Annotated in this window: 21 protein-coding genes; 7 read left to right on the top strand and 14 right to left on the bottom strand. The window is 66.9% G+C overall.

Going from position 1 to position 20,899, the window contains the following annotated elements:
• Positions 1–5: 5 nt before the first annotated feature.
• The 7 genes from AZSP09_RS07205 to AZSP09_RS07175 form a co-directional block, all read right to left on the bottom strand.
• On the bottom strand, positions 6–1,250 hold the full coding sequence (locus AZSP09_RS07205) for an EAL and HDOD domain-containing protein (RefSeq protein ID WP_152089594.1): 1,245 nt from the start codon (positions 1,248–1,250) through the stop codon (positions 6–8).
• 10 nt (positions 1,251–1,260) lie between these two features.
• Positions 1,261–2,655 (bottom strand): phosphomannomutase/phosphoglucomutase, encoded by a 1,395-nt coding sequence (locus tag AZSP09_RS07200; RefSeq protein WP_152089593.1) that lies wholly within the window; start codon positions 2,653–2,655, stop codon positions 1,261–1,263.
• Positions 2,656–2,716: 61 nt separating this feature from the next.
• On the bottom strand, positions 2,717–3,709 hold the full coding sequence (locus AZSP09_RS07195; protein ID WP_014238353.1) for a hydrolase: 993 nt from the start codon (positions 3,707–3,709) through the stop codon (positions 2,717–2,719).
• Complete coding sequence (locus AZSP09_RS07190; RefSeq protein WP_014238352.1) at positions 3,709–4,146, bottom strand: YybH family protein; 438 nt, start codon at positions 4,144–4,146, stop codon at positions 3,709–3,711. Before AZSP09_RS07190 ends, AZSP09_RS07195 begins: the two co-directional genes overlap by 1 nt.
• Before the next feature lie 15 nt (positions 4,147–4,161).
• Complete coding sequence (waaF, locus tag AZSP09_RS07185) at positions 4,162–5,169, bottom strand: lipopolysaccharide heptosyltransferase II (RefSeq protein ID WP_152089592.1); 1,008 nt, start codon at positions 5,167–5,169, stop codon at positions 4,162–4,164.
• A 28-nt stretch (positions 5,170–5,197) separates the two neighbouring features.
• Positions 5,198–5,386, bottom strand: a complete 189-nt coding sequence (locus AZSP09_RS07180) for a zinc-finger domain-containing protein (protein ID WP_014238350.1) — start codon at positions 5,384–5,386, stop codon at positions 5,198–5,200.
• Positions 5,387–5,412: 26 nt separating this feature from the next.
• Positions 5,413–6,333, bottom strand: a complete 921-nt coding sequence (locus tag AZSP09_RS07175) for a branched-chain amino acid transaminase (protein ID WP_014238349.1) — start codon at positions 6,331–6,333, stop codon at positions 5,413–5,415.
• A 147-nt stretch (positions 6,334–6,480) separates the two neighbouring features.
• Here AZSP09_RS07175 and AZSP09_RS07170 point away from each other — a divergent pair, with 147 nt between their 5' ends.
• From AZSP09_RS07170 to mnmA, 3 genes are read left to right on the top strand one after another with little or no spacing between them, the layout of a single operon-like run.
• Positions 6,481–6,933, top strand: coding sequence for an NUDIX hydrolase (locus tag AZSP09_RS07170; RefSeq protein WP_014238348.1), 453 nt, complete (start codon positions 6,481–6,483; stop codon positions 6,931–6,933).
• Positions 6,930–7,526 carry a hypothetical protein gene (locus AZSP09_RS07165; protein ID WP_152089591.1) on the top strand — a complete coding sequence of 199 codons (597 nt, stop codon included), beginning with the start codon at positions 6,930–6,932 and terminating at the stop codon, positions 7,524–7,526. Before AZSP09_RS07170 ends, AZSP09_RS07165 begins: the two co-directional genes overlap by 4 nt.
• Complete coding sequence (gene mnmA / locus AZSP09_RS07160) at positions 7,523–8,647, top strand: tRNA 2-thiouridine(34) synthase MnmA (RefSeq protein ID WP_014238346.1); 1,125 nt, start codon at positions 7,523–7,525, stop codon at positions 8,645–8,647. The genes AZSP09_RS07165 and mnmA overlap by 4 nt, the downstream gene beginning before the upstream one ends.
• Before the next feature lie 51 nt (positions 8,648–8,698).
• Here the strand turns inward: mnmA and AZSP09_RS07155 are convergent, their stop codons facing one another.
• The 4 genes from AZSP09_RS07155 to AZSP09_RS07140 all read right to left on the bottom strand — a co-directional run bounded on the left by AZSP09_RS07155 (position 8,699) and on the right by AZSP09_RS07140 (position 14,182).
• Positions 8,699–9,679, bottom strand: a complete 981-nt coding sequence (locus AZSP09_RS07155) for a response regulator (RefSeq protein WP_152089590.1) — start codon at positions 9,677–9,679, stop codon at positions 8,699–8,701.
• An 85-nt stretch (positions 9,680–9,764) separates the two neighbouring features.
• Positions 9,765–12,404 (bottom strand): EAL domain-containing protein, encoded by a 2,640-nt coding sequence (locus AZSP09_RS07150; protein ID WP_014238344.1) that lies wholly within the window; start codon positions 12,402–12,404, stop codon positions 9,765–9,767.
• Entirely contained in the window at positions 12,401–13,408 is a 1,008-nt protein-coding gene (locus tag AZSP09_RS07145) for a response regulator (protein WP_014238343.1), read from the bottom strand. Before AZSP09_RS07145 ends, AZSP09_RS07150 begins: the two co-directional genes overlap by 4 nt.
• 165 nt (positions 13,409–13,573) lie before the next feature.
• Complete coding sequence (locus AZSP09_RS07140) at positions 13,574–14,182, bottom strand: glutathione S-transferase (RefSeq protein WP_014238342.1); 609 nt, start codon at positions 14,180–14,182, stop codon at positions 13,574–13,576.
• 205 nt (positions 14,183–14,387) lie between these two features.
• On the opposite strand from AZSP09_RS07140, the gene purB reads away from it, so the two are divergent.
• The 4 genes from purB (at position 14,388) to AZSP09_RS07120 (ending at position 17,084) form a co-directional block, all read left to right on the top strand.
• Positions 14,388–15,755, top strand: coding sequence for an adenylosuccinate lyase (gene purB / locus AZSP09_RS07135; protein ID WP_014238341.1), 1,368 nt, complete (start codon positions 14,388–14,390; stop codon positions 15,753–15,755).
• Between the two features lie 31 nt (positions 15,756–15,786).
• Positions 15,787–16,017, top strand: a complete 231-nt coding sequence (locus AZSP09_RS07130; RefSeq protein ID WP_152089589.1) for a hypothetical protein — start codon at positions 15,787–15,789, stop codon at positions 16,015–16,017.
• Between the two features lie 36 nt (positions 16,018–16,053).
• The gene (locus AZSP09_RS07125) at positions 16,054–16,371 is read left to right on the top strand and encodes a DUF2322 family protein (protein ID WP_014238339.1); all 318 of its coding nucleotides are present in this window, start codon (positions 16,054–16,056) and stop codon (positions 16,369–16,371) included.
• A gap of 242 nt (positions 16,372–16,613) precedes the next feature.
• Positions 16,614–17,084, top strand: coding sequence for a c-type cytochrome (locus AZSP09_RS07120; RefSeq protein WP_014238338.1), 471 nt, complete (start codon positions 16,614–16,616; stop codon positions 17,082–17,084).
• A 102-nt stretch (positions 17,085–17,186) separates the two neighbouring features.
• Here the strand turns inward: AZSP09_RS07120 and AZSP09_RS07115 are convergent, their stop codons facing one another.
• The 3 genes from AZSP09_RS07115 to secD all read right to left on the bottom strand — a co-directional run bounded on the left by AZSP09_RS07115 (position 17,187) and on the right by secD (position 20,866).
• Positions 17,187–17,903, bottom strand: coding sequence for a cytochrome b/b6 domain-containing protein (locus tag AZSP09_RS07115; RefSeq protein ID WP_014238337.1), 717 nt, complete (start codon positions 17,901–17,903; stop codon positions 17,187–17,189).
• Between the two features lie 123 nt (positions 17,904–18,026).
• Entirely contained in the window at positions 18,027–18,974 is a 948-nt protein-coding gene (gene secF, locus AZSP09_RS07110; protein ID WP_014238336.1) for a protein translocase subunit SecF, read from the bottom strand.
• A 23-nt stretch (positions 18,975–18,997) separates the two neighbouring features.
• Positions 18,998–20,866 carry a protein translocase subunit SecD gene (gene secD / locus AZSP09_RS07105; protein WP_014238335.1) on the bottom strand — a complete coding sequence of 623 codons (1,869 nt, stop codon included), beginning with the start codon at positions 20,864–20,866 and terminating at the stop codon, positions 18,998–19,000.
• Between the last annotated feature and the right edge of the window lie 33 nt (positions 20,867–20,899).

The following is a 20,899-nucleotide window of genomic DNA, read 5'->3' as shown; positions in this document are numbered from 1 at the left end:
GGCGGTCAGCTGTCGCGGGCCAGCATGTTGGCCCAGGCCATGGCCTGGGCCAGGCATTCGGTGAGGAGGGCGCCCCGCAGGCCGGGCATCTCGGCGATGAGGCCGTTGAAGGTGGCATCGCCGTCGGCCTTCTCCAGCTGCTCGGCCAGGGCCAGCAGGCGGCCCAGGTCGCCCTTGTATTCGATCAGGGCCTGCTTCACGTCCGGCGGCAGGGGCAGGGGCGTGATGATGTCGGCGATGGGCTGGCCGATGACGGCGGGCAGCAGGGAGAGGATGCCGACCATGAAGGCCCGGTCCGGCAGGTCTTTCTGCCGGGGCAGGAACTTCTGGGTCACCAGTTCCAGGAAGCGGCCCCGGGTGGCGGCCAGCTGCAGCAGGGGGCCCACCTCGCCGCCTTCCGGATCGGCGTAGAGCAGCAGTTGCAGCCAGCGTTGCAGCTGGTTGCGGCCGAGGATGGTGATGGCGTGGCGCACCGAGGCGATGCGCACCGCCAGGCCGCTGGCGCAGGAGTTGGTGAGGCGCAGCAGGTTCAGGGTGAGGCCCGGCTCGCCCTTGAAGGAACGCTCCAGGGCGGCGGTGTCCGCGTCCTTGAGGATCAGGTCGAGCAGGCGCATCACCGTCATGGCCGAATGGGTCAGCTTCTTGCCGGAGATGAGGGTGGGGCGGGCGAAGTAGTAGCCCTGGAAATATTCGAAGCCCAGGTCGAAGCAATGCTCCATCTGGCTCTGGTTTTCGATCTTTTCCGCCAGCAGCTTCTTCTGCAGGGGGCGCAGCTTGCAGGCCAGGAGGAACAGCTGGTGGTTGTCCAGCAGCAGGTGGTCCACCTTGAGGATTTCCGCTTCCGGCAGCAGGGGCAGGTTGATTTCCGCGAACTCGGCGACGCCGCCCAGGGCGAAGGTGAAGCCCTGCTGCTTCAGCTCGCGGCAGCGGGCCAGCAGGGCCTCGTCCGCCGGCGTGTCGGCGGGCAGTTCCAGGACCACGCTGGCGCCGGGCAGGATTTCCACCTCGGGGCCGAGGACAAAGTCCGGGGTGGCGTTGATGTAGGCCTTGTAGGGCCCCAGCACGTCCCCCAGGGACATTTCGCCGAAGGCATTGGCCACCACCCGGGCCGTGGCCAGGCGGCCGTCGGCCACGGCGGCCCGGTCCACGCCGCTGCTGCGGAACAGCAGTTCGTAGGCGACGAGCTTCTGCTCCCGGTCCAGGATGGGCTGGCGGGCCAGGAAGATGTCGGCGTCCAGGGGCAGCATCATGGCGGTCGGGTCAGAAGGGCAGGGCCAGGCCGGGCCAGGCGGCGGCCAGTTCGCGGCGGAAGTCGGCCTGGATGCGGGCCAGGGCCTCGGCGTTGTCGGCCTCGAAGCGCAGCACCACCACCGGCGTGGTGTTGGAGGGGCGGGCCAGGCCGAAGCCGTCGGCGTACTCCACACGCAGACCGTCGATGGTGATGATCTCCCGGGCGGCCTCGAACTTGGCGCCGGCCTTGAGCTTGTCCAGCAGGGCGAAGGGTTCGCCTTCGGCCATCTTGATGTTCAGCTCCGGGGTGGAAGTGGCGTTGGGCAGGCTCTTCAGCACCGGGTTGGCGTCGGCGGCCCGGGCCAGGATTTCCAGCAGGCGGGCGCCGGTGTAGAGGCCGTCGTCGAAGCCGAACCAGCGTTCCTTGAAGAAGACGTGGCCGCTCATTTCGCCGGCCAGGGGGGCGCCGGATTCCTTCAGCTTTTTCTTGATCAGGGCGTGGCCGGTCTGCCACATCACCGGCTTGCCGCCGTGTTCGCGGATCCAGGGGGCCAGCAGGCGGGTGCATTTGACGTCGTAAACAATCTCGCCGCCGGGGACGCGGGACAGCACGTCGGCGGCGAAGAGCATCAGCTGGCGGTCGGGGAAGATCACTTCGCCGTCCTTGGTCACCACCCCCAGACGGTCGCCGTCGCCGTCGAAGGCGATGCCGATCTCGGCGTCGGTCTCCTTCAGGGCGCGGATGACGTCGGCCAGATTCTCCGGCTTGGAGGGGTCCGGGTGGTGATTGGGGAAGTTGCCGTCCACCTCGCAGAAGAGGGGCACGATGTCGCAGCCGAGTTTCTTGAACAGTTCGGGCGCCACGGCGCCGGCGACGCCGTTGCCGCAATCCATGACGATCTTCATGGGGCGGGCCAGCTTGACGTCGGCCAGGATGCGTTCCACGTAGGCGGCCTTGACGTCGGCCTGGGTCAGCTTGCCTTCGCCCCGGGCCAGGTCGCCGGATTCGATGCGGCGCTTCAGGGCCTGGATCGCCTCGCCGGCCAGGGTCTCGCCGCCGATGACCATTTTCAGGCCGTTGTAGTCCGGCGGATTGTGGCTGCCGGTGACGGAGACGCAGGAGTGGCAGCCCAGGTGGTGGGCAGCAAAATAGGTGACCGGGGTGGGCACGCAGCCGATGTCGATCACGTCCACCCCGGCGGCGCGGATGCCGTCGGCCAGGGCGCCGGCCAGCTCCGGGCCGGAGAGGCGGCCGTCGCGGCCGATGGCGATGGCCGTCTGCTGCCGCTCCCGGGCCAGGCTGCCGAGGCCGTGGCCGATGGCGCGCACCACGTCGGCGGTGAGGCTTTTGCCGACGATGCCGCGGATGTCGTAGGCCTTGAAGATTTCGGGGGGCAGGGCGGGAATCTGGACGGAGGCGTTCATGAATCGGACTCGTGTTTTTATGTTCGGGCGAATGTTCGGGTGGCAGCGCCTGGTGGCGGCGTCAGCAGTGTTGCCGGAAAAAGTGCAGCAGGCGCCGGGGCAGCCAGTCCAGGCGGCCCGGCGGGCCGCCCCGGACGAAGCCCACGTGACCGCCGTGGGCCGGTTGCTCCAGCCGGACCTGCAATGATACCTGAGTAGGGGTGGGCAGGGCATGGGCCGGCAGGAAGGGGTCGTTGCGCGGATTGAGCACCAGGGCGGGCACCCGGATGCCCTGCAGCAGGGGCTTGCTGGAAGCCCGTCGCCAGTAGTCGTCCACCCCGGCGAAGCCGTGCAGGGGCGCCGTCACCGCATCGTCGAAGGCCCGCAGGCTGCGGGCCCGGCGCATGGGGCGCGGGTCGAAGAGGTCGGGGAAGCGCCGCAGGCGGGCCTCCGCCCCCCGTTTCAGGGTGCCGAGGAAATGGGCGCTGTAGACCCGGTTGAAGCCCCGGCCCAGGGCGTCGCCGCAGACGGTCAGGTCCAGGGGCGGGCACACCGCGGCGGCGGCCTCCACCACCCGGGTGGCCTGGAATTCCTGTTCCCCCAGCCACTTAAGCAGGGCGTTGCCGCCGAGGGAAACGCCGGCGGCGAACAGGGGCCGTTCGGGGAAGCGCTGCCGGAGGCGGTGCAGGATCCAGTCGATTTCGGCGGAGTCGCCGGAATGGTAGGCCCGGGGCAGACGGTTCAGTTCGCCGGAGCAGCCGCGGAAGTGGGGCACCACACCGCCCCAGCCGGCCTCGGCGGCGGCGGCCATGAGGGCGGTGGCGTAGTGGCTGCGGGAACTGCCCTCCAGGCCGTGGAACAGCACCAGCAGGGGCCGCCGGCAGGGCGGATGGGCCAGGGGCGGGGCCTCCCGGTCCGGGTCCAGCCAGTCCAGGTCGATGAAATCGCCATCCGGCGTTTCCCAGCGCTCCCGCACGTAGGCCGGGGGCGCCGGCCGGATCAGCAGGGGGTAGATGGTCTGCAGGTGGCCGCCGGGCAGCCACCCCGGCGGGGTGTAGGCCGGCGGATGGGCCATCAGTGCAGGACCCGGGGCTGGGCGTCCCCGTCGCTGTCGCCGTTGCCCTCTTCGGCGCCGGGGGAGGCGTGGTGGGAGAGCAGGCGCCAGCCGTCGCTGCCGCGGATGAAGACGTTGGTCACCAGCACCGGGCCCCGGGGTTCCGGGTCCCCTTCGGCGAAAAAGGTTTCCTGCAGGCTGTGCACCGCCAGCATGCCGCCGAGCCAGGCGACCCGCTCGCCGATGCGCACGGTGAGCCGGGGAGCGCTGGCGAAGAGGCTCTGCCAGCCGTGGCGGATCTGGGCGTGGCCGCACAGGCGCTGGCCGTCGGGATGGATGCAGACGACGTCCTCGTCGTCGGCCCAGATGGCCATCATGGCCTCCAGATCGCCCTTCTCCAGGGCCTCGTAGAAGGCGTTTTCGGCATCTTCAGGGCGGGGGAAGGGCGGTGTCGGCATGGGAGACTCCGGCGGTCAGCGGGGGAGGGTGTCCAGGACCCGGAGAGGTTCCAGGTCCTGCAGGCATTTGAAGTGCCCCAGGGGGCACTCCCGTTTGAAACAGGGGCTGCATTCCAGGCCCAGCTGCAGCACCGTGGCCCGCTCGCTGAGGGGTGGCGTGAAGCCGGGGGAGGAGGAACCGTAGAGGGCGGTGAGGCTGCGCCCCAGGGCGGCGGCCACGTGCATCAGGCCGGAATCGTTGCAGACCACGTGGTCTGCCAGGGCCAGCAGGTCGATGGCCTGGTCCAGGCTGGTGGCGCCGCACAGGTTGCGGGCGCAGCCCTCGGCGGCCTGGGCGATGCTTTCGCCCACCGGCCCATCCTTGTGGGAGCCCAGCAGCCAGACGGTCCAGCCCTGGGCGGCGGCGGCCCGGGCCAGGCTGGCGTAGTGGGCCTCGGGCCAGCGTTTGGCGGGGCCGTACTCGGCACCGGGGCAGCAGACAAGCAGGCGGGACGGGCGTTCCAGGCCCAGGGCTGCCAGGGTCCGCATCTGGTCTGCCTCCCGGGAGTGCAGGCGGGGCGGGGCAATGGGCCGGGGCGGCTGCCGGCCGGGGGCTTCCGCCAGCTGGGCGAAGCGTTCCACCATCAGGGGCGTGGCGCTTTTGTCCAGGGTGTGGCGGCAGTTGAGCAGGCCGTAGCGGGCCTCGCCGGTGAAGCCGACACGCAGCGGAATGCCGGCGAAGGCGGTGACCAGGGCGGATTTCAGGGAATTGGGCAGGACCCAGGCGGCGTCGTAGTCCCGGGCCGCCAGCTGGCGGCCGAGGGCCCAGCGGGCCTTGAGATTGAGTTCGCCGTGGGCGAAGGGGTTGTCCAGGACTTCCCCGATCTCGTCCATGCGGGAGAGCACCGGCGCCACCCAGCGGGGCGCCAGGGCATCGAGCACCAGCCCCGGGTGGCGTTCCTGCAGGCGCTGGAACAGGGGCTGGGCGAGGACGGCGTCGCCGATCCAGGAGGGGGCGACGATGAGCCCGCGACGCAAGGTCATCGCCTCTCCTCCATGAAACGGCACGGGGTCAGTGGTGACCCTTGGGCGCTTCGCCCTTGAAGACGTAGCGGGTGCTGCAGTAGGGACAGGTCACTTCGCCGGTCTTCAGCACGTCCAGGAACACCCGGGGATGCTGGCTCCACAGGGGAGCCTTGGGGGTGGGGCAGTGCAGGGGCAGGTCGTCGGCGGTGACTTCGACGGTCAGATTGTCGGCCATGGTCGGTCTCGGAACGGGCGAAAGGATTAAACGAAGGCCAGCCAGTCGGCGTGGGCGGCGGAACGGCCATTGACCACGTCGAAGTACTTTTCCTGCAGGGCCTTGGTGACGGGGCCGCGGTGGCCGACGCCGATCTGGCGGTTGTCCAGTTCGCGGATGGGGGTCACTTCGGCGGCGGTGCCGGTGAAGAAGGCTTCGTCGGCGCAATAGACTTCGTCGCGGGTGATGCGCTTTTCCACCACCTCGATGCCCATTTCGCCGGCCAGCTGGATCACCGTGGCGCGGGTGATGCCTTCCAGGCAGGAGGTCAGGTCCGGGGTGTACAGCTTGCCGTTCTTGACGATGAAGATGTTCTCGCCGGCGCCTTCACAGACGTAGCCTTCCGGGTCCAGCAGCATGGCTTCGTCGTAGCCGTCGGTGAGGGCTTCGTTGTTGGCCAGGATGGAGTTCATGTAGTTGCCGGAGGCCTTGGCCCGCACCATGGTGATATTCACGTGGTGGCGGGTGAAGGAGGAGGTCTTGATGCGGATGCCGCGCTGCATGCCTTCCTCGCCCAGGTAGGCGCCCCAGGGCCAGGCGGCGATGATGACGTGCACCTTGGCGCCCTTGGGGGAAACGCCCATCTTCTCGGAGCCGTAGAAGGCCAGGGGGCGGATGTAGCCGGATTCCAGGTTGTTGGCGCGGATCACTTCCTTCTGGGCTTCGTTCAGCTCTTCCTGGCTGTAGGGCAGGGCCATCTGGAAGATGTGGGCGGAACGGGCCAGGCGCTGGGTGTGGTCCTGCAGACGGAAGATGGCGGTGCCCTTGTCGGTCTGGTAGGCCCGGACGCCCTCGAACACGGCCATGCCGTAGTGCAGGGAGTGGGTGAGGGCATGGGTGGTGGCTTCGCGCCAGGGCACCAGTTTGCCGTCTTGCCAAATGAAACCGTCGCGGTCCGACATAGACATGTTGAATCTCCGTTCGCTGCGTGTTCGATAAAGTCCGAAATTCTAGCCCAAATCCGCACCGCCTGCATTGGTGCGGCGCGGCATGACGGCTGGCCCCGGCCTTGGGCCTGGGGGTAAAATGCGGCCTTTGCGCAATCCGGAATTCCCATGGCACCCGTCTGGAAACCCAATGTCACCGTGGCCGCCGTCGTCGAGCGGGACGGCCGTTTTCTCCTGGTGGAAGAAGAGACCGACGACGGTCTGCGCTTCAACCAGCCTGCCGGCCATCTGGACGAGGGCGAGTCCCTGGTGCATGCCTGTGCCCGGGAGTGCCTGGAGGAAACCGCCTACCGTTTCCGTCCCACCGCCCTGGTCGGCATCTACCAGTGGCCGCGGCCGGCCGGCGACATCACCTACCTGCGCTTCGCCTTCACCGGCGAGATCGAAGGTTTCGAGGAAGGCCGGGCCCTGGATACGGGCATCATCGGCGCCCGCTGGCTGACCCTGGAGGAAGTGCGGGCCACGGCGGAACGCCACCGCAGCCCCCTGATCCTGCGCTGCATCGAGGACTACGTGGCCGGCAAGCGCCATCCCCTGGACCTCATCACCCACTATTCATGAGAGTCCTCGTCGCTGCACTGCTGGCTCTGGGGCTGCCTCTGGGGGCCGCCGCGGAGCCGGTGGGACTCTGCTACAACTACGGCTGCACGGTGCAGACGGAAGTGGAGGTGAGTCGGGCCCAGCTGGACGCCATCGGGCGGGACATGCTCAAGGCCCGGGACGCCGAGTCCGAGCGCCGCTTCCTGGCCGAGGCGGTGGCCCGCCTGTACCGCATCGCCGGCACCCAGACGCCCATCTGGCGCGACAAGGGCGGCAATTCCGAGGACGACGCGGTGGAGGGGCGCATGGACTGCATCGACCACTCCACCAACACCACCCATTTCATCGAGTTGCTGGCCGGCCGCGGCTGGCTGCGCTACCACACCCTGCTGCCCCGCCAGATGCGGCGCCGCGGCCTGATCTTCGATCACTGGACCGCCGCCATCGAGGACGGCAACGGGGAGAAATTTGCGGTGGATAGCTGGTTTTTTGACTACGGGGAGACGCCGGCCGTCATCCCCTTCGAGGATTGGCTGGACGGCCGGGACCCGGAAGTGCGGCACCGGGTCGCCGAGGCGGTCCAGGAACAGATGGAAAGACAGGTGAAGCAATGAGCGCAGCACAGGAAAAAGGTACGGTCGTGGTCGGTCTTTCCGGCGGGGTGGATTCCTCCGTCGCAGCCCTGCTGCTGAAGCGCCAGGGCTGGAAGGTGGTGGGCCTCTTCATGAAGAACTGGGAGGACGACGACAACGAGGAATACTGCTCCTCCCGCCAGGACCTCATCGACGTCATGAGCGTGGCCGACACCATCGGCATCGACGTGGAGGTGGTGAATTTCGCCAAGGAGTACAAGGAGCGGGTCTTCGCCGAGTTCCTCAAGGAATACCAGGCCGGCCGCACCCCCAATCCGGACATCCTGTGCAACTCGGAAATCAAGTTCAAGGCCTTCCTCGACCACGCCATGCAGCTGGGAGCCGACAAGATCGCCACCGGCCACTATGCCGGGGTGCGGGAAGTGCCCCATCCGGCCGGCGTCGGCGTCGAGTACCAACTGCTCAAAGCCGAGGACGGCACCAAGGACCAGAGCTATTTCCTGCACCGCCTCAACCAGGCCCAGCTGTCCAAGACCCTCTTCCCCCTGGCCGACTGGTACAAGCGGGACGTGCGCAAGCTGGCCCTGGAGGAAGGGCTGCACGTGGCGGCGAAGAAAGACTCCACCGGCATCTGCTTCATCGGCGAGCGGCCCTTCAAGGATTTCCTGATGCGCTACCTGCCGCCGCAGAAGGGCGAGATCCGGGATCTGGACAGCGGCAAGGTGCTGGGGGAACACGACGGCATGACCTACCACACCATCGGCCAGCGCAAGGGCCTGCACATCGGCGGTCTGGCCGGCGGCCAGAAGACCAACGGCGAGCACGATGCCTGGTTTGTGGCGAAGAAGGACGTGGCGGCCAACGTGCTCTACGTGGTCCAGGGCCACGACCATCCGGCCCTGCTCTCGGGCCGCCTGGAAGCCCATGACCTGTCCTGGGTCTCGGGCCGGGCGCCGCGGCCCCACTGGGTCTATTGCGCCAAGACCCGCTACCGGCAGGAGGATGCGCCCTGCGAGGTGGAGCGGGTGGATGGGGAATCCTGCCTGATCGATTTCGCCGAACCCCAATGGGCCGTGACCCCGGGGCAGTCGGTGGTGCTGTACGAGTCCCGGGTCTGCCTGGGCGGCGGCGTCATCCGCTAGAGGGCGGGTAAAACCGGCTGTGGCCGGGCCGGCGCGGGGCCAGCCCCGGTGCTACACGGCGCCGGCCTGCTGCACGATTTCGGCCAGCTGCCGGTTTTCCAGGAGCATGCGGCGCTGGGCCAGGGCCTGGGCGATGCTGTTCTTCAGTTCGAAATCGCTCCAGGGCTTCTGGATGAAGGCGAAGATGTTGGCGCCGCCGATGGCCTGGATCAGGTCGCCTTCGCAGATTTCGTTGCTGATGAGGATGCGGAAGCAGTCGGGCTGCAGGTCGGCAAAGCGCTGCAGCAACTCCACCCCGTCCATTTCCGGCATCTTGCGGTCGGCGATGATGCAGGAGAAGGTGTTGTTCTTCACCAGCTCCAGGGCGTAGCGGGCCGAGGGCGTGACCTGCACGCTGATCTTGCCTTCCTGCAGCACCGGCGTGGTGGCGTGGGCCACTTCGGCACGGATCGCCAGGTAGAGGTCGTCCACCTCGGAGTGGTGGGTGAGCACCCGGGAGAGGGAGCTGAGCACGCCCGGGTCGTGGTCCACGATCAGGATCTGCTCCATGTTGCCTTCGGGCAGGGGCGGCACGCTGATCTGCCGCTGCCGCACCACAGCCGCCAGTTCCCGGTGCTGGCGCAGGGTCTGGTGATAGCCGATGGCCTGGGCCAGGGAGCTCTTCAGGTAGTAGTCGTGCCAGGGCTTGGGAATGAAGCGGTAGATGTGGGTCTCGTTGACCATGCGGATCAGGGTGGCCATGTCGGTCTGGCCGCTCAGCACCAGGCGGGCGCATTCGGGCTGCAACAGGGTCAGTTCCTTGAGAAACTCCAGGCCGTCCATGTCGGGCATGCGGTAGTCGCTGATGACCGCGTCGAAACTCTGTTCCCGGGCCTTGGCCAGGGCCTGCAGCGGGTCGGTGCAGCCGGTCACCTGGTAGCGGTAGCGGCCGTGGGGCGGCGAGGCCAGCTCCCGCTGCACGGCGCTGACAATGTTGGGCTCGTCGTCCACAACGAGGATGTGGCGGATGTTGTTTTGGTCCACGATCTGCATTCCTGAATGAGGGAGTGGCCGCACGCTGGGGCGGCGGGACATGTCAAAAGGGTAGCACAGGCACGGCCGGCTTTCCCAGCCGGCCTCAGTGCTCCGGCGCGGCGCCGTCGGCGGGCGGCGGCTTGCGCATTTCGTACTGGCGGAAGGCATCCCGGATGGTTTCCAGCAGTTCGCCGTCGTCCCAGGGCTTGGTCAGGAACTTGAACAGTTCGCCCCGGTTCACCGCACTGGTGACAGCTTTCAGGTCGGTGTAACCGGAAAGGATGATGCGCATGGTGTCCGGGTACATGGCCCGCACCTTGCCCAGGAATTCGGCACCGTCCATCTCCGGCATGCGGGCGTCGGAAATGATGACCCCGACGTCGTGGCCGGCCAGGATGTCCAGGCCCTCCTTGCCGCTGTTGGCGGTGAGGATGACGTAGCCTTCGCGGCGGAAGAGGCGTTTCAGGGCCGAGAGAATCCCCGGTTCGTCGTCCACCAGCAGCAGGGTGCGCCCGGGTACCTTGGACTCGGGCTGGAACTCCAGCTTGCGGCCCTGGCGCAGCATGGCCTCGAATTCGTCGGCGGGCAGGGCCGGGCTGAAGAAGTAGCCCTGCATTTCGTCGCAATTGCGGGCCCGCAGGAAATTGAGCTGGGCCTCCGTCTCCACCCCTTCGGCAATGGCCAGCAGCTTCAGGCTGTGGGCCAGGGAAATGATGGCCAGGGCGATGGAGGCGCTGTCGGGATCGTGGGTGATGTCGCGGACGAAGGTCTGGTCGATTTTCAGCCGGTCGATGGCGAAGCGCTTGAGGTAGCTGAGGGAGGAGAAGCCGGTGCCGAAGTCGTCGATGGAGAGGGCGATGGAGAGGCCCTTGAGCTTTTCCGTGGCGCGGATGAAGGCCTCGGCGTCGGCCATGACGGCGCTCTCCGTCAGCTCCAGTTCCAGGTAGTTGGGGGCCAGCCCGGTGTCGTGCAGGATGCGGGCGGCCAGCTCCACCACATCCTGGGCGGCGAACTGGCGGGCGGACAGATTCACCGCCACGGGAATCTTGGGCAGGCCCGCGTCCTGCCAGGCCTTGTTCTGGCTGCAGGCGGTGCGCAGCACCCATTCACCGAGGGGCACGATGAGGCCGGTTTCCTCCGCCAGGGCGATGAAGGAGCCGGGCATGACCAGGCCCTTCTCCGGGTCCTGCCAGCGCACCAGGGCTTCGGCGCCGATGATGGCGCCGTTGCGCAGGTTCACCTGGGGCTGGTAGTACACCACCAGCTCGCCCTGGTCGATGGCCCGGCGCAGGCCGTTTTCCAGGTCCAGGCGCTCCAGGGAGCGCTGGTTCATTTCCGCCGTGTAGAACTGGAAGCGGTTGCCGCCCTTGGTCTTGGCCTTGTACATGGCGGCATCCGCGTTGCGCAGCAGTTCCTCGCCGTTGTCGCCGTCCTTGGGAAAGGTGGCGATGCCGATACTGCCGGACAGGAAGAACTCCCGCTCCGCCACGTGGAAGGGATTGGCCAGGGCCTTCAGGATGGGCTGGGCGAAGGCGCTGGACTGCTCGGCCGTGGCCACCTCCACCACCAGCACGAACTCGTCCCCTTCGAGGCGGGCCAGGGTGTCCATCTTGCGCACCTGGCGCCCCAGGCGCTGGGCCACTTCCCGCAGCACCTGGTCGCCGGCGGCCCGGCCCAGGGTGTCGTTGATGCTCTTGAAACGGTCCAGGTTGAGGGTGAGGACGGCGATGTTCATGCCGCTGCGGCGGCACACCTCGATATTGTGGTTGAGGCGGTCGTAGAGCAGGTTGCGGTTGGGTAGGTCCGTCAGTTCGTCGTAGTTGGAGTGGCGCTCCAGCTGTTCCAGGTAGCGTTTGCGGTCCCGGATGTCGCGCAGGGTGGTGACGGCGCCGATGATCCTGCCGTCCTCGACGATGGGGGTGTGGGAGCACTCCAGGGGCAGGGGCGTGCCGTCCCGGTGCCAGAGGGTGCTTTCCCGGTCCCGGATGGTGATGCCGGAGTGCAGGCACAGGTGCATGGGGCAGTCTTCGACGGCGTAGTGGCTGCCGTCGATGTGGGAGTGGTGCAGCATGCGGTGGGAGTCCTGGCCGAGCAGTTCCTCCTCGGTGTAGCCCAGCAGGGCCGTGGCGGCCGGGTTGATGAAATTGATGCGCCCCTCCACGTCCACGCCGAAGATGCCTTCGCTGGCGGAGGAAAGGATCAGCTGCCGCATGCGGTTGAGACGGGCCTCGTTGCGCTGCCCCTGTTCCTGGATGGCCAGGTTTTCCGCCACCCGGCGCTGCACCTCCGCCTCCAGGGAGGCGTTCTGCCGGCGCAGCTGGTCCTGGGCCAGCTTCAGGTCCAGCTGGGTGCGGATGCGTCCCAGCAGGATGGCCGGGCGGATGGGCTTGGCGATGTAATCCACGGCCCCCAGGGCCAGGCCCCGCTCCTCGTCCTCGTCCGCATCCAGGGCCGTGACGAAGATCACCGGAATGTGCCGGGTGGCCGGATTGGCCCGCAGCTCGGCCAGGGTTTCGTAGCCATCCATCTCCGGCATCATGATGTCGAGCAGGATCAGGTCCGGCACCGGGGTGCTGTTGGCCACCTTCAGGGCCCGCTGGCCGCTGTTGGCGATGCGCACGTTGTAGTGGGGATTGAGCAGCTCGCCGATGACGGTGAGGTTTTCCTTGGTGTCGTCCACCACCAGGACGGTTTCCTGGTGCAGGGGGGCGCCCCCCGCCTCGGGCAGGTCGTTTTCAATCATCCTGGGAAGACTCCGGAAGCCGCCGGCTCCGCCTCCGGCCGCATGAATGCCGCCAGCCAGCGGTTTTCCAGCTGCAGACGATGCTGGGCCAGGGCGAGGGCGATGTTGGCCTTCAGTTCGAAGTCGCTCCAGGGCTTTTCGACGAAGGCGAAGATGTGGGCCTGCTGGATGGCCTGGGCCAGTTCGGCCTCGCCGATCTGGCCGCTGATGAGGATGCGGCTGCAGTCCGGCTGGCGGGCGGCAAAGCGCTGCAGCAGTTCGATCCCGTTCATCTCCGGCATGCGGTAGTCGGCGATGATGCAGGAAAAGGCGACCCGCTCCGCCATCTGCAGGGCGTAGGCGGGGGATGGGGTGATCTGGACGCTGATGTGGTCCTCCGCCAGGGTCCGGCGGCGGGGCTGGCCGTGCTGTTCGGCCAGGATGGCGGCGAAGAGGCCGTCGGACTTGCTGTGGTGGGTGAGCACCCGGGCCAGGCTGTTGAGCACGCCCATGTCGTCGTCCACGATCAGCAGCTGTTCCACCGCCGCCGGTTCCGGCAGCAGTTCCGACAGCTGGCGTTGGCGCGCCGCTTCGGCCAGGCGCCGGTTTTCGGCCAGGGTCTCGGCGTAGTCGATGGCCTGGGCGAGGGCGGCCTGGAGCATGTAGGCCGGCCAGGGCTTGGCGATGAACCGGTAGATGTGGGTTTCATTGACCATGCGCACCAGGCTGTCCATGTCGGTCTGGCCGCTCAGGACCAGGCGGGGACAGTCCGGCTGGATGGCCGCCAGGGCCTTGAGGAATTCCAGGCCGTCCATGCCCGGCATGCGGAAGTCGCTGATGACGGCGTCGAAGGTCTGCCGCTCGGCAGCCACCAGGGCCTGGCGCGGGTCGGTGAAACCAGCCACGGTGAAGGCATAGCGGCCCAGGCGGCGGCCCTTGAGCTCCCGCTCCACGGCATGGAGGATGCTCAGTTCGTCGTCCACCACCAGAATGTGGCGGGTGGGATGATCGTGCCCATATTCCATGCCAGCCTCCTGCCTCTGCCTGCATTGACCCCGGTGTCCCGGCGATAGTCCTTACTCTACCGAAAAACCGTCCCCTTTCGCCCTAGGATAATGCCGGGGGCAAGAAAAAAGGCTGCCCGCGGCAGCCTTTTTCGGGGAGGCGCATTGGCCGCCGAGCCCTGGCGTTCAGTCGTGGGGCAGGGTGTCGCTGAAGGCGGGGCGCTGCATCAGCTTCTCGTGGATGCGGGCCAGGCCCGGATAGGCCGGCCGCCATTCGATGTCGGCAAAGCGGAAGTCCAGGTAGCCCAGGGCGACGCCCACGGCGATGTCCGCCAGGGAGAAGTGGGTGCCCATACACCAGGGGTTTTCGCCCAGTTCCTTGGCCATGTAGTCCAGGGTGCGCTGGATCTTTTCCCGTTGCCGGGCGATGGTGGCTCCATCCTGCTTCTGCTTCGGCCGTTTGCCTTCGAGGAAGGTGGCCACCGCCGCTTCCAGCAGGCCGTCGGCCAGGGCCTCCCAGCGCTTCACTTCCATGCGTTCCCGGTTGGGGGCGGGCATCAGCTTGTTGTTGGGGGTGACGTTGTCCAGGTATTCGACGATGACCCGGGAATCGAACAGGGGCGTGCCGTCGTCCAGCAGCAGGACGGGAATCTTGCCCAGGGGGTTGTGCTCCGGAACGCGGCTTTCCGGCGTCCACGGCGACTCGATTTCGAACTCGGCCTCGATCTTCTTTTCCGCCAGGACCACCCGTACCTTGCGCACGAAGGGGCTGGTGTAGGAACCGATCAGTTTCATGAGCTTCTCGTTGTCTGTATGCGTGTTTTCGACCGGGCAGGCCCGGCCGGATGGGGAGGCAAAGTATAACACCCCGGACCACCGTCCCCTGCCAAGCAAGTCACGTACGCCATGCCGTGCTGGTTCGGGGACGGCAATTCCGGTTTGCCCAGACCTTTGCCCGGCGGGTAAAATTCCGCTCTTGGCTCAACAGGATACCCATTCCATGTCTCTTCACGCTCTCACCGCCCTTTCCCCCCTGGACGGCCGCTATGCCGGCAAGGTGGATGCCCTGCGTCCCCAGTTCTCTGAGTACGGCCTGATCCGCCGCCGCCTCCAGGTGGAAATCGAATGGCTCAAGGCCCTGGCGGCTGAACCCCATTTCGCCGAAATCCCCGCCTTCTCCGCCGCCACCGTGGCCGAGCTGGATGCCCTGGTGGCCGGTTTCGGCCCCGAACAGGCCGCCGAGGTGAAGGCCATCGAGGCCACCACCAACCACGACGTGAAGGCCCTGGAATACTGGATCAAGGACAAGACCAAGGCCAACGCCGAAGTCACCAAGGTCACCGAATTCATCCACTTCGCCTGCACCTCCGAAGACATCAACAACCTCTCCCACGCCCTCATGCTCAAGGCCGCCCGGGACGAGGTGATGCTGCCCTCCCTGGACAAGGTCATTGGCCGCCTGCGCGACCTGGCCCATGAACTGGCCGAGGTGCCCATGATGAGCCGCACCCACGGCCAGCCCGCCACGCCTTCCACCATGGGCAAGGAACTGGCCAACGCCGTCTATCGCCTCAACCGGGCCCGCGTCCGCATCGCCGAAGTCGGCCTGCTGGGCAAGATCAACGGTGCCGTCGGCAACTACAACGCCCACCTGGCCGCCTACCCCGGCTTCGACTGGGAAGGCTTCGCCAAGCGCTTCGTCGAGAGCCTGGGCCTGGAATTCAACCCCTACACCATCCAGATCGAGCCCCATGACGCCATGGCCGAACTGTATGACGCCTTCGCCCGCACCAACACCATCCTCATCGACCTGGACCGGGACGTCTGGGGCTACATCTCCCTGGGCTTCTTCAAGCAGAAGGTGAAGGCCGGCGAAGTGGGTTCCTCCACCATGCCGCACAAGGTCAATCCCATCGACTTCGAGAACTCCGAAGGCAACCTGGGCCTGGCCAACGCCGTCTTGAAGCACCTCTCCGAGAAGCTGCCCATTTCCCGCTGGCAGCGCGACCTGACCGACTCCACCGTGCTGCGCAACATGGGCGTCGGCCTCGGCTACGCCCTGCTCGGCTACGATTCCCTGCTGCGCGGCCTGAACAAGCTGGAAGTGAATTCCCAGGCCATGCACGACGACCTCAACGCCAACTGGGAACTGCTGGCCGAGCCGATCCAGACCGTGATGCGCCGCTACGCCGTGCCCCAGGCCTACGAGAAGCTCAAGGAACTGACCCGGGGCACCCGCGTCACCCGCGAAGGCATGCAGACCTTCGTGCAGTCCCTGGAAATCCCGGAAGCCGCCAAGGCCGAACTGCTCAAGCTGACGCCCTGGGACTACACCGGCAAGGCTGCCGAACTGGCCAAGCGCATCTAAGCCCATGCGCTGCCCCCGCTGCGATCAGCCCATGGAGGACCGTCGGAGCGACCTCTGCCCCGACTGTCTTGAAGCCCGGCAGAAGGCCATGGTCCGGGGCGCCCGCCAGGGCGGCCTGGCCGGCCTGTTGCTGGGCCTGCTGCTGGCCGGCCTGCTGCTCGGCGCCTACGGGCCCGAGCGGGGCATCAAGGCCATCGCCTTCGGCATCGCCTCGGCCTGCGCCATCACCGGCGTGCTGTTCGGCATGCTGCGCCGGCGCTGATTTTTTTCTCCCAAGAACCACAACCAGAGTTTCCCCATGAGCTTTGCTGAAAATCTGAAGAAGCTGCCGGGCATTTCCCACCTGGCCGCCATCAACCTGCTCGATGCCGAAGGCAATACCGTCGCCACCATCGAGAACAAGCCGGGCAGCGCCGGTTCCGTCGCCGTCTACAACCACCTGGCCCAGACCTACGGCGCCATCACGCCCCAGGCCGCGCTGAAGGGCATCGAGATCTATGCCGAGCACAGCGAGGATGCCAAGCTGCATCCGGGCAAGCATCCCAATATCGACCGCCTGATCCAGCTGGCGGCCGAGGGCAAGACCCTGCGCGCCAAGCACGTCTTTGCCGTGTAAAAGTTGTAAAAATCCGGTGGAAAAGGGCGGCTGCGGCCGCCTTTTTTCTTGCTCCCAGCCCGGCTGGCAGCCGCATCTGCGGCCGTTTCCAGGCTGTTGCTCCGGTCTTGTCCGGTGGGTGCCGTACATTGACGCCGGCTGATATGCCATTGCCTTGAGTCGTATAATTGCCCGTCGTTGCGCCGCGCCTTGCGGTGCCACCGTCAGCCTTTCCATTCAAACCACAACACGAGAGAAATGCCATGAAGAAACTGCCCAAGCTCCTGCTCGCCCTTTCCGCCCTGGCCGTGGCCGCCGGCGCTTCCGCCCAGGTCAAGCCTGAAGACGCCATCAAGTACCGCAAGGCCGGCTACTCCTACATGTCCTGGAACATGGGCAAGATCAAGGAGCAGACCATCGACAACCCGGCTGCCTACAACAAGGACCAGGTCCTGGCCGCTGCCCGCACCATCGCCGCCATCGCCAACTCCGGCATGGGCGCCCTCTACGTGCCCGGCTCCGACAAGGACGCCGGCGGCCAGAAGACCCGGGTCAAGCCCGAGTTCTTCCAGCAGCAGGAGGAAGTGGGCAAGATCGCCCGCGCCTTCAATGCCGAAGCCAACAAGCTGGCCGAAGTGGCTGCCGGCGGCGACGTGAACGCCATCAAGGCCCAGTTCGGCAAGACCGGCGAGACCTGCAAGTCCTGCCACGACAAGTTCCGCATGAAGGACTGAGGTCCTTGCGCCCGGCAGGCGACCCTGGCGTCGTCCTGTCCGGAGCGTGCAGGCAAAGAAAAGGCCGCCCGTGGGCGGCCTTTTCTTTGGGGGACTCGACGCTTACCAGCTGGGCGTGGCCGGTGCCGATGCCGGCGGCGGGGGCGGCGGTGCGATCCAGACGCCGGAAGCGCCCCAGACGGCCAGGGCCGCCAGGGCCAGGGCGACGATGAAGGCCACCAGGCCGCCGCCCTGGGCATGGGCGGTGGCGGGCACGGCGGGCTGTGCTGCCGGCAGCTCCTTCCAGCCGGTGAGCATGGGCTTGACCAGGTTGTCCTTCTTCACCCGGGCGTAGAAGACGATGGCGCCCACGTGCACCAGCACCAGGGCCAGGATCAGGGGAAAGGCGCCCTTGTGCAGGCCGGAGAGGGTGTCGGAGAGATCCTTGCCCACCAGGTCCATGAGGGGGCCGCGGAAGGCGATGTCGTCGTTGGCGAAGAGGCCGGATACCACCTGGAACAGCAGCAGGGCCAGCAGGGCCAGGACGGAGAGGGCGCCCAGGGGATTGTGGCCCAGGCCCTGCCAGCGGCCCTGCAGATAGGCCTTGATGGCGCCGGGGCCGGGCACGAACTGGCTGAAGCGGGCGTAGGTGGAACCGGCTACGCCCCACACCAGACGGAACACCAGCAGGCCGACGATGGCCAGGCCCAGCTTGCCGTGAACGAAGATGGCGTTGCCGCCGACCTGGCCGGTGACCACGGCGCCCAGCACCAGGGCGGCCAGCAGCCAGTGGAAGAGGCGGGTGGGCAGGTCCCACACCTTGATTTTCTGCGTGCTCACGAGTGTTTCTCCCTCATGCAAGTAAAACGGGCCGCCCGCGGTGGCAGGCGACCCGTCGAATTGTAGCCCCTGCCGCAGGGGCGGGGCTGTGGCCGAATGTAACCGGCCGTTGCTGATCCAGACTCAGACGCAGGCGCCGTCGTCGCTGACGTTGGGGTCCTTGGCCTTGGGGGCCTTGATGAACTGCTCCCGGGACACCCCCAGCCACATCACCAGGGGGCTGGCCACCAGCACCGAGGAGTAGATGCCGAAGAGGATGCCGATGGTCAGGGCCATGGCGAAGTAGTGCAGGGTCTCGCCGCCGAACACCAGCATGGACAGCACCATCATCTGGGTGGAGCCGTGGGTGATGATGGTGCGGGAGATGGTGCTGGTGATGGCGTGGTCCAGCACCTGGGGCGTGGTCATGCCGCGGGCCTTGCGGAAGGTTTCCCGCACCCGGTCGAAGACCACCACGGATTCGTTCACCGAGTAGCCCAGCACCGCCAGCACCGCCGCCAGCACCGAGAGGGAGAATTCCCACTGGAAGAAGGCGAAGAAGCCCAGGATGATGATGACGTCGTGCAGGTTGGCGATGATGGCCGACACCGAGAAGCGCCATTCGAAGCGGAAGGCCAGGTAGATGACGATGCCGATGATCACCACCAGCAGGGCCATGGCGCCGTTCTCGGCCAGTTCCTTGCCCACCTGGGGGCCGACGAACTCGACCCGGCGCAGGGAGGCGGAAGCGTCCTCGGCGGAGAGGGCGGCCATGACGGACTCGCCCAGCTTGGCCGTGTTCTGCTCGGACTTCAGGGGCAGGCGGATCAGCACGTCCTGGGAGGAGCCGAAGTTCTGCACCGAGTAGTCGGAGAAGCCGGACTTGCCCAGGGCGCCGCGGATTTTCTCCAGGTCGGCGGCCTGGCTGTAGCTGACCTCGATCAGGGTGCCGCCGGTGAATTCCACCGACAGGTGCAGGCCCCGGGTGGCGAGGAAGAACACGGCCAGGAGGAAGGTGACCAACGAAATGACGTTGAACACCAGCGCATGGCGCATGAAGGGGATGTCCTTGCGGATCTTGAAAAATTCCATGTTGAGTATCCCTTGCTAGGCGCTTACTTGGCGCTGTCCAGGCCGGGCTTCCAGACCTGGCCGATGGAGACCTTGTCCAGCTTCTTGCGGCGACCGTAGATGAGGTTGACCAGGGCCCGGGAGACCACCACGGAACTGAACATGGAGGTCAGGATGCCCAGGCAGTGCACCACGGCGAAGCCCCGGATGGGGCCGGAGCCGAAGGCCAGCAGGGCAACGCCGGCGATCAGGGTGGTGACGTTGGAGTCCAGGATGGTGCCGAAGGCCCGCTCGTAACCGGCAGAGATGGCCGCCTGGGGACTGGCGCCGTTGCGCAGTTCTTCCCGCACCCGTTCGTTGATCAGCACGTTGGAGTCGATGGCCATACCCAGGGTCAGGGCGATGGCGGCGATGCCCGGCAGGGTCAGGGTGGCCTGCATGAGGGACAGCAGGGCCACCAGGAACATCAGGTTGGCTGCCAGGGCCAGGGTGGAGATGAGGCCGAACATGAGGTAGTAGCACATCATGAAGGCGGCAATGGCGAGGAAGCCCCACAGGGTGGAGTGGAAGCCCTTGCTGATGTTGTCGGCGCCGAGGGAGGGGCCGATGGTGCGCTCTTCGACGATGTCCATGGGCGCCGCCAGGGAACCGGCCCGCAGCAGCAGGGCGGTGTCGTTGGCTTCCATGGTGCTCATCTTGCCGCTGATCTGGACCCGGCCGCCGCCGATTTCGGTGCGGATCACCGGGGCGGTGACCACTTCGCCCTTGCCCTTTTCAATGAGCAGGATGGCCATGCGCTTGCCCACGTTCTCCCGGGTGATGTCCTTGAAGATGCGGGCGCCGGCGGAATCCAGGGTCAGGTGCACCGCCGGTTCGTGGGTCTGGCCGTCGAAGCCGGGCTGGGCGTCGGTGAGGCGGTCGCCGGTCAGCACCACCTGCTTCTTCACCAGCAGGGGCGAGCCGCCCCGTTCGCTGTAAAGCTCGGTGCCGAAGGGTGCCTGGCCGGCCATGGCCGCTTCCAGGGCGCCCGGGGTGTCGTCCACCATGCGGATTTCCAGGGTGGCGGTGCGGCCCAGGATGTCCTTGGCCTTGGCCGTGTCCTGCACGCCGGGCAGCTGCACCACGATGCGGTCGGCGCCCTGCTGCTGGATCACCGGCTCGGCCACGCCCAGCTCGTTGATCCGGTTGTGCAGGGTGGTGATGTTCTGCTTCAGGGCGAAGTCCTGGATGCGCTTGACCGCCGTGGGCTTCAAGCTGGCGGTGAGTTTCAGGTCGGAGCCGTCCTGGCCGTCCACGAAGGTCAGGTCGGGCTGGTTGTCTTCCAGCACGATGCGGGCCTTGGTGCGGGTGTCGGCGTCGCGGAACTTGACCACCACCGCATTGCCTTCCCGGTTGATGCCGGCGTGGCGCAGGTTCTTGTCCCGCAGCAGGGTGCGCAGGTCGGCCGACATGGAGTCCAGGCGCTTGGTCAGCGCGCCGGCCATGTCCACCTGCAGCAGGAAGTGCACGCCGCCCCGCAGGTCCAGGCCCAGGTACATGGGCAGGGCGCCCAGGTTGGAGAGCCACTTGGGGGAGGAGGAGAGCAGGTTCAGGGCGACCACGTACTGGGCGTCCTGGGGATTCGGGTTGAAGGTCTTTTCCAGCAGGTCCTTGACCTTGAGCTGGGTGTCGGTGTCCTTGAAGCGGGTCTTGACGCCGTTGCTGTCGAGGAAGATGCCGTCGTGGCTGATGCCGGCGCCCTGCAGGGCGGCTTCGACGCGGGACAGCAGCTGGGCATCGGTCTTCAGGGTGGCGCGGGCCGGGGAAAGCTGGACGGCCGGGGCTTCACCGAAGAAATTGGGCAGGGTGTAGAGGAAACCGATCACCAGTGCGACGACGACGGTGATGTATTTCCAGAGCGGATAGCGGTTCATGGGCGGTTCCTGGGGGACCGAAAAAGGCAAGGG

Source organism: Azospira sp. I09, from assembly GCF_009177135.1.
GTDB classification, from domain to species: Bacteria; Pseudomonadota; Gammaproteobacteria; order Burkholderiales; family Rhodocyclaceae; genus Azospira; species Azospira oryzae.
Note: the sequence above shows the minus strand (reverse complement) of the source record. Positions and strands in the feature narration are given on the sequence as shown.